Origin of the sequence: Herpetosiphon geysericola, from assembly GCF_001306135.1 — a bacterium.
GTDB lineage: Bacteria > Chloroflexota > Chloroflexia > Chloroflexales > Herpetosiphonaceae > Herpetosiphon > Herpetosiphon geysericola.
In genome coordinates, this window is sequence record NZ_LGKP01000021.1 from 29626 (window position 1) to 44942 (window position 15317).

Annotated in this window: 12 protein-coding genes and 1 tRNA gene; 3 read left to right on the forward strand and 10 right to left on the reverse strand. The window is 51.0% G+C overall.

Going from position 1 to position 15317, the window contains the following annotated elements; genetic code table 11:
- Positions 1 to 149 precede the first annotated feature (149 nt).
- The gene (locus tag SE18_RS11565; RefSeq protein WP_054534621.1) at positions 150 to 1262 is read right to left on the reverse strand and encodes an STAS domain-containing protein; all 1113 of its coding nucleotides are present in this window, start codon (positions 1260 to 1262) and stop codon (positions 150 to 152) included.
- 116 nt (positions 1263 to 1378) lie between these two features.
- Here SE18_RS11565 and SE18_RS11570 point away from each other — a divergent pair, with 116 nt between their 5' ends.
- Positions 1379 to 3136: an alkaline phosphatase D family protein gene (locus SE18_RS11570; RefSeq protein ID WP_054534622.1), complete on the forward strand. Its 1758-nt coding sequence runs from the start codon at positions 1379 to 1381 to the stop codon at positions 3134 to 3136.
- A 213-nt stretch (positions 3137 to 3349) separates the two neighbouring features.
- On the opposite strand, the gene SE18_RS11575 is transcribed toward SE18_RS11570, so the two are convergent.
- The 6 genes from SE18_RS11575 to SE18_RS11600 form a co-directional block, all read right to left on the reverse strand.
- The gene (locus SE18_RS11575) at positions 3350 to 6754 is read right to left on the reverse strand and encodes a DUF11 domain-containing protein (RefSeq protein WP_054534623.1); all 3405 of its coding nucleotides are present in this window, start codon (positions 6752 to 6754) and stop codon (positions 3350 to 3352) included.
- 389 nt (positions 6755 to 7143) lie between these two features.
- Positions 7144 to 7887, reverse strand: a complete 744-nt coding sequence (locus tag SE18_RS11580) for a response regulator transcription factor (RefSeq protein WP_054534624.1) — start codon at positions 7885 to 7887, stop codon at positions 7144 to 7146.
- 239 nt (positions 7888 to 8126) lie between these two features.
- Positions 8127 to 8990, reverse strand: coding sequence for a carbohydrate ABC transporter permease (locus tag SE18_RS11585; protein ID WP_236706855.1), 864 nt, complete (start codon positions 8988 to 8990; stop codon positions 8127 to 8129).
- Between the two features lie 22 nt (positions 8991 to 9012).
- Positions 9013 to 9939: a carbohydrate ABC transporter permease gene (locus SE18_RS11590; RefSeq protein WP_236706857.1), complete on the reverse strand. Its 927-nt coding sequence runs from the start codon at positions 9937 to 9939 to the stop codon at positions 9013 to 9015.
- Positions 9940 to 9992: 53 nt separating this feature from the next.
- Entirely contained in the window at positions 9993 to 11282 is a 1290-nt protein-coding gene (locus SE18_RS11595) for an ABC transporter substrate-binding protein (protein WP_054534625.1), read from the reverse strand.
- Positions 11283 to 11502: 220 nt separating this feature from the next.
- Positions 11503 to 11579: transfer RNA gene (locus tag SE18_RS11600), tRNA-Glu, on the reverse strand.
- 180 nt (positions 11580 to 11759) lie between these two features.
- Here SE18_RS11600 and SE18_RS11605 point away from each other — a divergent pair.
- Both SE18_RS11605 and SE18_RS11610 read left to right on the forward strand, forming a co-directional pair.
- The gene (locus SE18_RS11605; protein ID WP_236706858.1) at positions 11760 to 12236 is read left to right on the forward strand and encodes a hypothetical protein; all 477 of its coding nucleotides are present in this window, start codon (positions 11760 to 11762) and stop codon (positions 12234 to 12236) included.
- A gap of 17 nt (positions 12237 to 12253) precedes the next feature.
- Positions 12254 to 13294, forward strand: coding sequence for an oxidoreductase (locus tag SE18_RS11610; RefSeq protein WP_054534626.1), 1041 nt, complete (start codon positions 12254 to 12256; stop codon positions 13292 to 13294).
- 64 nt (positions 13295 to 13358) lie between these two features.
- On the opposite strand, the gene SE18_RS11615 is transcribed toward SE18_RS11610, so the two are convergent.
- The 3 genes from SE18_RS11615 to SE18_RS11630 form a co-directional block, all read right to left on the reverse strand.
- Positions 13359 to 13853, reverse strand: a complete 495-nt coding sequence (locus SE18_RS11615; protein WP_054534627.1) for a YajQ family cyclic di-GMP-binding protein — start codon at positions 13851 to 13853, stop codon at positions 13359 to 13361.
- A gap of 83 nt (positions 13854 to 13936) precedes the next feature.
- Positions 13937 to 14737: a helix-turn-helix domain-containing protein gene (locus SE18_RS11620; protein ID WP_054534628.1), complete on the reverse strand. Its 801-nt coding sequence runs from the start codon at positions 14735 to 14737 to the stop codon at positions 13937 to 13939.
- Positions 14738 to 15056: 319 nt separating this feature from the next.
- Positions 15057 to 15308 (reverse strand): hypothetical protein, encoded by a 252-nt coding sequence (locus tag SE18_RS11630; RefSeq protein WP_054534630.1) that lies wholly within the window; start codon positions 15306 to 15308, stop codon positions 15057 to 15059.
- Positions 15309 to 15317: the final 9 nt, after the last annotated feature.

Sequence of the window (15317 nt, forward strand, 5' to 3'; positions counted from 1 at the left end):
GCGTGGCAGATCCTAGCGTCAATCAAACCGTGCTCGTGAGCCGCTGATAAATCGCTGATACGGCAATTCTAGCCTACGCAGGCACAAAAGGTACTATTCAGCCTAAATCCTGTCGTGACAATTGGGGAATTGCCAAATTGTAGCATGAATTAGCCCATGCCTAAACGTTTAATCGCAATCGCAACCGCATCTTGCAAGCTGGCAACGGTTACCACTGCACTAAAATCAATCCCTAAACTCACCAAGGTTTGGGCCACGTCAGGCCGAATTCCGGCGATAATGGTCTGCACGCCAAGCAAACGGGCTGCCGCCGTGGCCTGAATTAAGCGCCGCCCAAGCTCAGTATCGATCGTTGGCACGCCAGTTACATCCAAAATTGCAATTTTGGCCCGATGTTGGCTAGCTCCAGCGAGCAAGGTTTCTTCGATGCCCTCGCTTGAAGTTGCCAAAAGATCACCAACTAAGGGCATAACGACTGTATGTTTAAGCACTGGAATAACTGGTAAGCTCAGCTGGCGTAATTGAGCACGCAAGGCTGCTTGAGCCGCTTGCTCGGCCTGAATTTGGCTATCGCGCTGGCTAATTTCGGCGAGGCTTTGGCTCAATTGTGCATTCAGTTGCTCGCGCTGAAGCGCTAATTCGCGCTCTTTGGCTAATTGCTGTTCAAGCTTAGCCTCAGTTTGGGCGACCACCGCAAAAGCCCCTTTGGCCCGCCCAACCAATAAGCGCACAGTGACGGCAATCACGCCAAGCACCAATAATTGGCAGAAGAAATTAATCAATAAGGCCGATTTAGGAACCAAAAACTTAATTGGAATAATTCCAGCGAATTCGCTGCCAATCACAAGCGAAAGAATAATCATCGACGCAATACAAATAATCGTGGTGGCACGTGAGGTATTGAGCACAATCGTGGCAATTAATGGCGGTGCTTGAAACAAAACCCAAACCGAGCCATCAACCTCGCCAATAATTGGCCCAGTTAACGAAAGCATAAGCGTAATTGAAGCCAAGTTGAGGTAAATGAGCCATTCAACGTAGCGCGAACGACGCAGCGCAAAAGTGATGCCCAACATTGCGCCAACAATCCCACAAATGCTCAAACCAAGCTGAATTTGTTGAGCATTGCCGACAAAAAGCAAAATGAGCATAACGGCGAACAAAGCCAAACCTTCGACCACACTAAACAACTTAATTCGTTGCTCGTTCGAGGTTTGAAGCAGATCCTCAATCTGACGGGGCGCGGCGGTGGTTTCTGCCATTGGGTGCCTCAGGTGCAAGATGCTGTTGCAGCATCCTACCATCATTTGGCCAATTTGTGGATTGACAAAGCCGCTAGACTTGGGGGGATTTTTCCACTATCAACAAGGAGTTAACCATGCGCCGCATTTTCGGGCTATGTTGCCTATGTTGTTTAGTCGTTGGAAGTTGGTCAAGCAGCTCAAGTGCTGGCCGAATCAATCAAACCCTGCCGCCTATCGATTTACCCCAAGGCGTAGCGGTTGGCGAGGTAACGACCAGTAGTGCAGTGTTGTGGGCACGGGCTGCTAGCCTTGGCAATGTCAATTTCGAATATAGCCTCAATCCAGATTTCAACCCAATTATTGGCTTGGTTCCAGTTGTGGTCAGCGATCCGATGTTGCCAGCCAAAGCCAGTATCAACAATTTACAGCCTGCCACAACTTATTATTATCGCGCCACAACCCTGAATAATGCTTCGGTAAGCGGCAAATTTCGCACTGCGCCAGCAATTGGCAGCTATAGCAATTTGCGCTTTGGGGCCAGCGGGGATCAACAAGGAGCACTTGCGCCGTTTCCGGCCTTAGCCAACGCCGATGAGCGCAAACTTGATCTTTTCATCCATCTTGGCGATTCGATTTACGCAGATATTGGCTCGCCGATACTCGGCACAACAGCCAAAACTTTAGCTGAATTTCGGCTTAAACACACCGAAAGTTATAGCACACGGCTTAATTTGAATAGCTTGGCCGATTTACGGGCAAGCACCGCATGGCTGGCCACCACCGATGATCACGAAGTTGCCAACGATCATGCTGGTGGCGCAGCTCCAAGCAGCGACCCGCGTTTTTTGCCCTCCAATGCAAGCTATATCAACGACACTGCGTATTTTGAGGCTGGCTATCAAGCCTTTGTTGAATATAACCCGCTGAATGAGCTTTTTTATGGCGCAACTGGCGACCAGCGCACTGCCAACGAGCGCAAACTCTATCGCTATCAACGCTATGGCAATACGGCAGCGTTTTTTATGCTCGATGGGCGTTCATTTCGCGACCAAAAGCTGGCAGCTCCCAACAATACTCCCGCCCAAATTTCAGCCTTCTTAACCGCAGTTTTCAGCCCAACTCGCACCTTGCTTGGTCAAGCCCAACTTGAGCAACTCGAAAACGATTTGCTGGCGGCCCAGCAAGCTCACGTTACGTGGAAATTCGTGGTTATGCCTGAACCAATTCAAAACCTTGGCATTGCGGCGGCGAATGATCGCTTTGAAGGCTACGCCGCCGAGCGAACGCGGATTTTGAGCTTTATCAATCAGCATTCAATTGAAAATGTTGTCTTTATTGCCGCCGATATTCATGGCACGGTTGTCAATAATTTAAGCTACCAAACTGCCGCTAACCAACCGCAAATTCAAACCAACGCTTGGGAGATTTCGGTTGGCTCGGTTGCCACAAGCTCGCCCTATGGCGCACGGATAGCTTCAGCAGCCTTGGCTACAGGCATCATTAGCCAAACCACCTACAACAATTATCTTCAACTACCCAACGACCATCAGGATGCAGCGGCAGAAGGTTGGCTCAATACTAGTTTAAATCTATTTGGCTATACGCCAGTCGGCTTGGACGATGCGCCATTTGCTGAAGGCACAACGTTGCTGCACGGGCGCTATCTGGCGGGCCACTATTTTGGCTGGACGGAATTTGGCATTAGCCTGCCCTCGCAGACGCTCCTGGTTTCGACCTACGGCATCGATACCTATGCAACCAGCGAATTGGCCAATAATCCAAATGAAGTCGTAAGTCGCGTCCCAGTAATCGTGCAGCAATTCACTGTTGAGCCAGTGGTGAGCGTTACGCCAACACTGATGCTCACCCATTTGCCTGTGGTAACAAATTAGGGTTCAGGGAAATGAAACCGCGAAGAACGCGAGGTTGCACTAAGCTGTGGTTCGTTGGAACTTTGAATAGGGTTCAGGGGCTAGGGTTCAGGGAAATGAAACCGCGAAGTTACACTAAGATTTCATTAATTTGGAACCCTGAATATTGAATCTATTGCAGGGTTCCAACCTAATCTAAACATTCGTGCGCTTCGTGTCCTTCGTGGTTAAGAACTATTTAATCGTCATTGGCAGGTAGATGTTGTGAATGCCAACCGTAAACGTGCCCATCACATCGGGGCCTTGCACACCGCCATTATCGTCGGTGGCATATAGCTCAATGTTGTAGCGGCGTCCGGCGGCGCTGGCCTTGAAGCGAACTGTGAAATTCACCTGCATGCTAAAGCCAGTTGGCCCGCTGCCTGCAAAGGTGCTATCAGCCAAATCAAGAATCGCGCTATCGCCTTCTAATGGCTCGGTTGTGCCAGCTGTGGCATAGCCAAGCACATCACCATTGCTATCGAGCAGACTGAACGTGCCCGAAACGCCCTCGGTAAAGCGGGCCCACAAGGCCACACCATCGCTATCGACCAAGCGCAAATCAAGGTGCTCGATAATGCGCCATGGATCGGTGGTGTGGGTCCAGCTGACGCTAAATGTCGTTTGTAAATCAACCTCAGTCCCGCCAACATTGGGCGTAATGCTGCTTACGCCAACAATTCCAAACGAAACCCGCAAACTCACGCTATTTGAATCGCCGCCGCCTGGCGTGGGGTTGCGCACCAACACCGAATACACGCCTTGATTAGTCGTCGCTGGCATACTAAATTCAAGCCGATTACTGTTGATGAAGCTTGTACTGCGTTCAGTTCCAGCCACAACGACCTTCGAATTGGCCACAAAGCCTGTGCCGTTGACCGTAATCCGCACTGCTGGCGGTGGTGGAAAGCCAATCGGCTGCCGAATAAAGCTATCAGGCGTGATGTTGCTAATCGTTGGCACTGGGTTGCCTGGCACAATCACTTGGGTCGTGAGCGTGCGCGTGTTGTTGCTCGAAAACGCCTCATTCGCTGGTGATGAAACAGTGCCTGTACTGCTGATCAGACCAACTTGGCTGGGCGTGGCATTAATCGTAATGCTGGCACTGGCATTGGCCGCCAACGTGCCCAAATTACAGCGCAAGGTCGTGGCCGTAGGAAAGCTACATGTACCTTGCGAGGTCGTCACTTGGCCAAAAATCAATGTACTAGCAAAGCTTTGCTCATACACGACACTGCTCGCGCTAATCGTGCCCAAATTGCTAACACTGGCGCGGTAGCTCATAGCATTGCCAACCGTCACTGGATCAGGCGAATCAGTCAGTTTCAGACTCAGATCGACTTCCGGCTGCCGCCATTCTGCAAAACGATGCGAAACTTTATCGCCAGCCCGATCGAAGCGCCCGCCAACATACAAATTATCGCCGTTGACCGCTAATCCGCCAACCTCGCTATTTGGCAGGCTGCCACCAGCAACCCCGCTGCCCAGCGCATTCCAATTGTTGCCATTCCAACGCGCAATATGATTGACTGTCAGGCCATCCATCCGATTGAACAAACCACCAGCATACAAATCGTCGCCCCGCACGGCCAGGCTGGTCACATAGCCATCGCTGCCAGTGCCCAGCGCCGTCCATGCTAAGGTACTGTGGTTCAGCAAGGCAATGGCGCGGGTGTTGGCAACGCCACCAGCGCTGCTAAAGCGCCCGCCAACCGCCAGCGTGCTGCTATTAACATCGGCCAACGCCAGCACTTCGCTATTTGTGCCTGCACCAATTGCTTGCCACGTTGTGCCATTCCAGCGCGCAAGATTGCTGGCTGGTGCGCCGCCAGCGGCGGCAAACAAACCACCAGCATACAACTGGCCCGATTTGAACAACAAGCTATTGATTGCGCCATCGCTGCCAGCGCCTAACGCTTGCCAGACCCCACCACTCAAGCGGGCAATTCGATTGGCGGGCACACCATCAACTTGGGTAAACTCGCCGCCAATGTAAATATCGCTGCCGCTGACTGCAACAGCATTGACTCGCCCGTTGATGCTGGTTGCCAAGGCCGTCCAGGTCGAGCCGTTCCAACTAGCGACTCCTGCTGTATCAACGCCGCCTGCTTTGCTAAATTCACCAACTGCGATCAAATCAGTACCGCGCAAGGCTAAATCGCGCACATCGTCGTTAACGCCGCTATCGTTTGCGCCAGCCAAGGGCGACCAAACCCGCTCAACTGGGTCGAAACTAGCAATATTATTCAGCAGGCGATTGCTGCCCAACTCAAAACGCCCAGCAGCAATAATTTGGCCCAAACGTGGCTGAATCGCAAATACTTTGGCGTTAGCGCCTTCAAGGCCACCAGCCAAGGGAAAGAAGCGATCAGTTGCGCCTGGCAAGAAGCCTTGTTGCGGCAAAACCATGCCCACAAAATTCAATTCAAGGCCATGGGCTGTGCCAAACGCCCCAGCAATGAAAAAGCTATCGCTGCCACTGCCAAAGCGTTCGGTGCGTAAAATCGCCCCGTTTGTGCCGAGCGCATTGCTGGCATTTGGCACAGGCGACCAAATATTGCCATCCCAACGAGCAATATTTGGCGAGAAAACGCTATTGCCATTGGGATTCACGCCACTGCCAAAATTGCCCATCACATAGGTAAAATTCACATTTTCGACGATGCCGCGCACATCGCCAGCAACCCCGCGTCCGGCCATGGCTTCCCAAGTGTTGCCACCTTGCCAAACCGCTGCGCCGCCAACATTGGTGATGGTGCCAGCGTTGCTAAAACTACCGCCAACCACAACCATATTCGTGCCGCGAAAATCGACAAAGCGCACAACGTTATTGACCCCGTTGCTACTGCCAGTGCCAAGGCTTTGCCACGCCGAGCCAGTCCAAATTGCCACGTTGTTGGCAGTGCTACCGCCAGCCGAGCTAAACGTGCCGCCAGCCACAATTTGGTTGACGTTAGCTGGATTAACCGCCAAATCAAACACTTGCGGCGCGCTTCCGCCACTCAGCCCACTGCCCAAGGCCGACCAAGCACCATTGCTGAACTTGGCGATGCGATTGGCGCTTACCCCATTAATCGAGGTAAAGGTGCCGCCAACATATACCACATCGTTGCCACCAACCTGTTGCACGAGAACGGCAGTAACTGCGCCATTGACGTTGGTAGCCAAGGCCGACCATTGGCCAGTGCCCGAATTCCAGCGCGCAATCCCATCGGCGGCAATGCCACCAGCGCTGCTGAATGAGCCAACCACATACACCGAGCCACCAGTTGAGGCATCGAGATCATCGACAGGGCCGTTAACTCCACTGCCCATTGCATTCCAGCGATCGCCATCCCAAAATGCTACCCGATTGGCGCTAATGCCAGCGATGCGGTCGAACAAACCACCAACAAATAAATCCCCAGCTTGGGAACTAAGGGCACGAATTGTGTTATTTGCCCCTGCAATCAAGCCGCTATTATTCCAAAATTGATCATCGGCGACGGCTTGAATTTCGTCGGGAGCCAAAAGAACCTGAGGTTGAGCTTGGGCTATAGGCAGATTAATACTAACGATTAATGCGATGATTAGCCCAAACTGGAGCACGAAGCGTGGCATGGAACCCTCCTTAGCGACACATTCAATGTCCAGCAGCATAAACCAAGGCTATCACGCACCTATCACGCGCTCATTCCACTAGCATTCATAGCAGCCAAACTATTGTGACAAAACCTAAGCGAGACCAGAGAACAAAAGTCAAAATCGCGCTGAGTCTATAGGCTGTTGGCTCTAGGCTATCGAAACATTGTTCGTGGAATTCGTGGAATTCGTGGCAAAAAAGACCATACTCTGGCTAATCTGTGGCTAAAAATAAATCTTCGTGACGCTTCGCGCGCTTCGCGGTTCCGATCCTTCGTGCCCTTCGTGGATCAAAAAAAGGGATCAGGAATCAGCGACAGGATGCTTCACCATCCACATCCCTGATCCCTAACCCCCGATCCTCAGCTTTATAATGAGCCACCATCGGCCAACTTATAGCCAACGCCGCGCACTGTCAGAATCCGGCGGGGCTTCGATGGCAGTTCTTCGATTTTTTCGCGTAGGCGGCGCACACAAACATCGACAAGGTTAGTTTGGCCAACGTATTCGTAGCCCCACACTTCGCGAAACAGCACTTCGCGGTCGAAAACTTGGCCTGCATTCGCCGCCAGAAAATAGAGCAACTCAAATTCCATCGGCGTGAGATTCACGTCCTCGCCAGCGAGCAGCACCTTGTGGCGTGGCTCGTCAATTTCCAAATCGCCAATCCGCACAATCGGCGAGGCTTTGCGATGTTGATAGCCTTCCACCCGTCGGATAATTGCTTCAACCCGCGCTTGCAGCTCGGCAGTGCGAAACGGCTTGGTAATATAATCATCAGCGCCTAGCTCAAAGCCATGCACCACATCATCGGTGCCATCGCGGGCGGTGATAATAATAATTGGCACATCGGAACGCGAACGAATGCGCTCGGTCACCGTGAAGCCATCAACATACGGCATCATCACATCAATCAACAACAGCTGATATTCGCCATCGCGATACATTTTGAGCGCTTCGAGACCATTGGAAACTGTGACAAGTTGATAGCGCTGGCCGCTTAACGCCACCTCGACCAACCGCAAAATCGCCGGATCATCATCGGCAACCAGAATTTTACGTTGATGAGCATTTTCTTCATGGCGTTCATTAGTTCGGTTGAGCAAACGCATACAAGCACTCCTTGCACAGTTAACCAATCTCTGTGTATGCTACCAAGAAAGTGCGCATTCGGCTAGGGCCATTGAGGTAATTTAAATTCAATCAATGCTTCGCCACCCTTCCGTCCCTCCGCCGGAGGGAAACGCCGGGGGTTTTCATCCCCCAGCCCCCCTAAAGGACAATGAGTGGTAATCAGGCATTGTTTGATGAACATAAAAATTTGTAGTTAATTTCGGCTAGAGGTTCTAGTTTAGCCTTTGACGGTGCCAGCAGTCAGGCCGCGAATCAATTGGCGCGAGAAGATGAGGTACAACACCAGCACTGGCGCAATCGCCAAGGTCAACATCGCCAGCAACGCGCTCCAATCGGTTTGGAATTGACCAAGGAATTGTTGTGCGCCCAAGGTAAGAGTGCGCGAAGCCTCGCCAGGAGCCAAAACCAGTGGAAACCACAAATCGTTCCAAATTGGCAGCATCACGAAAATCGCCAAGGTTGCCAAGGCTGGGCGCATCAAAGGCACAACCAACCAAAACACTTGATATTCGCTGGCTCCATCAAGCCGCGCCGCATCTTTGAGGTCGCTTGGCACTTGGCGCATATATTGCGAAAGCACAAAAATCGCCATCGGCAAGCCTTGAGCGCTATAGACCAAAATCAACGACCAAATTGTGTCTTGCAGATTGAGCGCAACCATCAGTTTGAGAATACTCACGGTGGCCAAGCGAATCGGAATCATCAAGCCAATCAGCGCATACAAGCTCAAAAAGCCCCGCCCACGGAAGCGATATTCGGTCAAGCCAAAGGCAGTCATAGCGCCAAGCAGCAAAATCAGCCCAATCGAGCCAAGCGTTACCAGCAAGCTATTGCCAAGATAATGCAAAATCGCTGTTTGTTTAAAGACCGTCGCATAGCCAACCGGATCAAATAGCTCGCCGATTGGCGGCAGATAGGGCTTTTGGAAAATTGCTTGCGAGCCTTTGAACGAATTCATCACCACCAAAATAACCGGCGCAATCGCCAACAGCGTGTAGCTACCCAAGATCACATGCACCAACAACGGTGTGAGCCAGCGGCTTGGGCGGAGGGCATTGGGGGCGGTTTTTGGTTGGGTCATGGGCGGTTTACTCACAAGCGAATTAGAGCTCATAGCTTACAACCTTGCGTTGCCACACTAATAAATACAGCAAGCTGCCAAACAAAATAATCAAAAAGATCACCATGGCAACCGTCGTACCCATCGCATAATCGCCAAGTTGCAGCTGGAAGCCATAGAAGGTGCGATAGAAGAAGGTGCCAAGCAAATCAGTCGAGAAGTTTGGCCCTGCCAGCGCACCCTTGGCGGTGTACACCAAATCAAAGGCGTTGAAGTTGCCAATAAAGGTCAAAATGCTCACAATCCCAACCGTCGGCAAGATGAGCGGAAACTTGACCCGCCAGAATAATTGCCAAGCACTAGCACCATCAACCCGCGCTGCTTCCAAAATATCTTGCGGCACAGCCAGCAGCGCTGTCATAAAAAAGAGCATCGGAATGCCAACAAATTGCCAAATTGAAATTAAGGCCACGGTTGGCAATGATGTGCTTTCTAAACCAAGCCATGGCCGATAGCGAATGCCTAAAAAATCGCTAATTGCTGGCGCAATGCCCCAGGTCGGGCTGAGAATTAGTTGCCAAATAAAGCCCACAATCACAAACGAAAGCATGGTTGGCGAAAACAGCAACGTGCGATAGATGCTGCGCCCACGCAGATTTTTGCTATCGAGCAGCGCCGCCAACAGCAAGCCCAAAGGGTTTTGCAACAGCATGTGTAATAGGAAAAAGAGCACAGTATTTTTCAGCGCCCGCCAAAAATAGGGCCACCACTGGCTATCAGTAAACAGCCGCTGATAATTGCTTACGCCCACAAAATTGGCTCCATCGGAGCTAAACAGGCTTAAGCGCAAGGTATCGAGCAACGGAAAAACCATTACGATGCTGTAGAGCAAGAGGGCTGGCGCAAGAAATACCGCAATATGCCAGCGTGGGCGCGATTTGTTGGGGCGCAGCATAGGCAACTCTTTCATCAAACCATGCCACCTCGCCAAAAATTCAGCGAGGTGGCAATTCGTGAGGCTAGTTAGGGTTTTTTATACCAATTATCTAAGCCCTTTTGGAGGTCTTGGGCTGCTGCTTCAGGCGCGAAGGTTCCATCAATTACCCCAACGCTGGTGCGCCATAGTTCGTTTTCGAGGTTTGGCTCGCCGCGTGAGAGAATTTGGTAGGAGTTGCGGATGGTCGATTGACATTGTTTGCGCCAATCAACAAAGGTTTGGGCCAACGGATTCTTGAGGGTTATCGGATAATCCGACAGGCTGAAGAAGCCAGGCAAGGCATTGCTGAATTCGCTGGCGAATTCAGGCCCAGTCATCCATTCAAGGAAGGTGCGGGCTTCGGCCATATGCGTGGTTTTGGCGTTAATCCCAATCCCAATGTCGGTGTGATCGCTGATAAAACATTGATCGTTGGCATTGACCACCGGAGCTTTGAATGCGCCAAGCTCAAATTTGGCATTTTGGTTGAAGTAGGCAATATCCCACGAGCCAGCGGGGTAGATTGCGCCGCGACCAGAGGCAAATAACATCTGGGCATCGGCATATTTGACTGCTTGAAAGCCTTCGGGCAGATAATCGCCCCAGCGTTCAAGGTCTTTGAAGGTTGAAACATAGGCGGCATCGGTTAATTTGGCGCTACCGTCAATTAAGGCTTTGCGGCCATTTTCGCCAAGCCAATAATTTGGCCCGATGTTTTGGAAACCCATGGTTGCTGCTTCCCATTGCTCTGCTGTGCCCATCACCAATGGCGTATAGCGGCCATCTTGCTTGATTTTATCGAGCACTGCAAAGAATTCAGCGACCGTTTTGGGTTCGGTTAGGCCAAGTTCGTTGAAGATAGTTTTGTTGTAGATAAAGCCATGAATCACCGAGGCCATTGGCAAGCAGAACAGGGTTTTGCCATCGTCGGTTTGCCAAGCGCTTTTGGCTACATCGCTAAAATGCGGAACCCCTGGCAAATCATTGAGCGCAGTCAGATGACCTGCGGTGTACAAACCCAATGAAACATCAAAAGGCCGACAGGTAATCAGATCGCCAGCAGTGCCAGCCTCCAATTTGCTATTGAGCGCTGCGTTGTATTCGGTGGGCGCGGTTGGCCGAAACTCCACATGAATATTTGGGTTGCTCTTTTCAAACAATGGAATAATTTGTTCAGTCCAAACCTTTTGGTCGTCGCTGCGCCAGCTTTCAATCGTAATAGTCAACCGATTGGCATTCGTGTCAGGAGCTTCGGTGGCACTGCCGCCACCACACGCGGCTAAAACCGTCGTTAATAAGCTAGCGCAAGCCAGCTTCCAAGGCCATTTGCGAACCATAACACACTCCTGTCTAGGACGCTGCGGATTGTTGAAGCTTTTAAATTTGAACGAGCTTTGATGCGGGCTAGAATGTAGCGAGGATTGAATAAACTTTATTAGTTCATTGGATTTAGTAAACAGACAGTACCATAAAGGCTTAAGAATTGTCAAGTTTTGGCTGAAGGAGTGGGTTAAGAGGCTAAAACAAAGCACTCACTGCGTGGACAGTGAGTGCAAATGGTGACGCATACGGGATTCGAACCCGTGATCTTCACCTTGAAAGGGTGACGTCCTAGGCCGCTAGACGAATGCGCCGTTTGGTTTAGGGCTTGAGTATTCTACTCGTAACGGAGCCTTTTGTCAAATTGGAACATGGCTGCAAAATCAGCCAGATTATTGATGCTCAAACTGCCAACATCTGCGACGATATTCGACAGATTTTTTGCTTGATTGCGCTGCTTTGGCGGCTCAATTCATGTTGAGCGCGAGTGATCTATGGCTCAACCCCAAGCAGTACTGTTGATTGGCTTACAAGCCAGCAGCCACTTTAGCCTTGCGATTCAACAGCAAGCTAGTTTTGATTGTCGAATTTGCCAATTGCCCACCGATCAACTGGTGTATGATTATTTTCGCTGGCGGATGGAAGATGCGCATCGCAATGCACTGAATGCCTATTGCTACTGGACATTGCGTGATAAAGTGGTTGATCCGCAAACTGCCAATGATCAAGTTGCTCGCCTTTCGGTCGCTCAGAAAAATGAGTTGCTGTTTCAACATGGCATCAATTTTAACGATCTGGTTGCCTGGCAAAAGCGTGGCGTTGGGCTGTATTGGCGGAACGTTGATCATGCGGGCTTTAATCCGCAAACCCAAACGCCAACTATCAGCCAACGCCGAAAAATCCATGTTGAATTTGAATTGCCGCAGCGTGAACACTACACAGCCTTGCTGCGCGATTTACTAGATCGCTGATTTTACTAGGAGGTTCTATGGCGATAAACGTGGCCTTAGTTGGCTTTGGAATGGCCAGCCAAGTTTTTCATGCACCGCTGATTATGGCCGAACCAGGCTTGAATTTGCACACAGTGGTGCAACGCCAGAGCCAAACTGCCCGCGAAATCTACCCAACTGTGCAGGTGGTCGCCGATCTGAGCGCAGCATTGGCGAATCCAGCGATTGAGTTGGTTGTGATCGCCACCCCAAATCAAACCCACGCCGATTTGGCCGCCCAAGCCTTGCGCGCTGGCAAACATGTGGTGGTCGATAAGCCGTTTACGCTCAACAGCGGGCAAGCTGATCTGTTGATTGCGCTGGCTGAGCAAGAGCAACGGTTGCTGAGTGTGTTTCATAATCGGCGTTGGGATGGCGATTTTCTGACCACAAAGGCAGTAATTGAGGCTGGCTGGTTGGGGCGATTGGTGAGCTACGAATCCCATTATGATCGCTATCGGCCCCAGCTCAAACAAGGAGCTTGGCGCGAACAAGCAGGCGCTGGCAGTGGCATTTTGTATGATCTTGGCTCACATTTGATCGATCAAGCTGTGGTGTTATTTGGTATGCCCCAAACGATTACAGCCCACCTTGCCAAGCAACGTGATGGCGCACAAACTGTTGATTATTTTGATTTACGCTTGGGCTATGCAGGGTTGCAGGTAACGCTCAAAGCTGGCATGTTGGTGCGCGAACCAGGGCCGCGCTTCAATATGCATGGCACCCATGGCTCGTGGCTCAAAACGGGCAGCGATCCCCAAGAAGCTGCTTTGAAAGCTGGCCAAACGCCAAATAGCCCAAATTGGGGCCAAGAGCCAGCCGCCGATTGGGGCATGCTCAACACTGAAGCCAATGGCTTAGCGCTGCGAGGCACAATTGAAACGTTGGCAGGCAATTATCCTGCCTATTATCGCAATCTGGCTGAAGCGATCAGTGGCGAGGCCAAGTTGGCTGTAACTGCCAAGCAAGCCCGCGAAGTTATTCGTTTGATCGAGTTGGCAGAACAAAGCGCCGCCGAACAACGCACGCTAGCAGTTTAAAGACACAAAGCCCTACTCCAAACCAACGGAGCAGGGCTTTGCCAACGTGTCAAACTAGCACAGTTTAGCGATAGTTATTGAACTGCAAGGGCAAGGCAAAATCATCGCCGCGTTCGCGCAACAGCGACATCACCGCTTGCAACTCATCTTTGCTTTTCGATGAGACCCGCAGCGAATCACCTTGAATCCGGGCTTGGGCCTTGGGAACTTCGGCCTTAATCAATTTTACAATTTTCTTGGCAATATCTTCGGCAATTCCTTTGCGTAGGGTAATCACTTGGCGAATTTTCATGCCGCCAATTTCCTCAGGCTCGCCATAATCGAATAATTTGATCGAAAGATTGCGGCGCAAGGCTTTGGTTTCGAGAATATCGCGCACCGCAGTTAATGCCAATTCGCTGCCAGTTACAAGCGTAATTTCCTTTTCGCCAAGCGTAATTTCGGTATTCGTATCCTTCAAATCATAGCGAGTACCAACATCGCGCTTGGTTTGGTCGACGGCATTAATCAACTCTTGCCGATCAAAATCTGAAACCACGTCAAAACTAAATTCAGCCACAAAAAGCCTCCCAATACTGGTGTTCGATATATGAATGCAGCTTTAACTATACCCCAAGAATGGGGTATGGCGTTCAGCTACGGTTAATTGGGCGTATAGATTGTGGTGACAACTTGGTTGGGCGCGCCCATGCGGACTGGCGCTTTGCCATTGTGAATCACTTCGACCACAGCAGCATTGCCAGCCTTGACCTGAACTGTTTGCTGGGCCGAGAAGGTCTGCGTCCAGCCATTACTTTGAATCCCTTCGATCGCATTTTGGCCATCGACCAAGACTTGGAGCCACGACGAACCACCATCAACCCGCAGCACCACTTGGACAGGAACATCCTGGGTTGGGGTGATGGTAACAGTTGGCGTCGCTAATGGGTTAATTGGCGATGGAACTGAGCCATCGGGATTGGTTGGTTGCGCGGTTGGCGTTGCTAATAAGGTTGGGGTGGGAATGACTGAGGTGGAGGTTGCTGCCCCCGCCACTTGAGTACTATTGATCGTCGTAAGTCCAAGCGCATTGAGCGTTAAATAGCCGATCACAACCAACGCCAATACCACCAAAATCACTGTCCAGAGACTGGGTAGAAAAATTGTATTCCGGCGCGGCGGCACTGCTGCGGGCACAACCTGAATCGGCGTTGAAGCACCACGCTCAATCCGATACAGATCAATTAACTCATCTGCGGGCAGATTCAAATATTGGGCATAATTTCGAATAAAACCACGGGCATACACATCGCCCGGCAGATGATGATATTCACCATTTTCGAGGGCCGCCAAATAGCGTTGGATAATTCGGGTTTCACTTGAAGCTTGAGCCAGCGAGATACCACGGGCTTCACGGGCTTCGCGAAATCGAAGGCCTAATCTGTTGTTTCCAGCGTTTGTCATGCTTTGCCTTGTGCCATGATGATGGTTGTCTGCATGCTGGTATTCGTCCATGGGGAACGGAGTGGATGAAGGTGCAGTTATGGCAACGCTGCCATCAAGCAATCTCATGTTCACTATAAATGGGCCCAATCGGACGAATGTCCGTAAGAAACAAGCCATGCTTGCCTCAGCCAAGCGCATTATACCACAGCCACTTTTATGCTCTGTGAAAAATGAGAAACTAGGATTAACAATCGTTAAGAATCCCTTGGCCCTGGCTGCTTTCGGGCAGCAACCAGCGCCAAGGGATGAATTAAGCCCCATTTGATGCTGAAAAAGCTTAGGCGTCGCGGAAGAAGTCGATCACGTTGCCGCGTTCTTCTTCGCTAACCATCATTTCGATGAAGGTCACCCGATGCCATGGGTAAATGACCGATTGCACCCCGCCGCCAATGTAGGGCACATCTTTGCCATCGCGGCGTCGCATATTGCTGACCCGAATAAAGGCATCAGTTGGCTGGGGATCGTCTTCCATCTCAGCCACAATCGGATCTTCGCCGCTCAAGTGCAAAATAACAACCCGTGTACCCATAAAGAAACT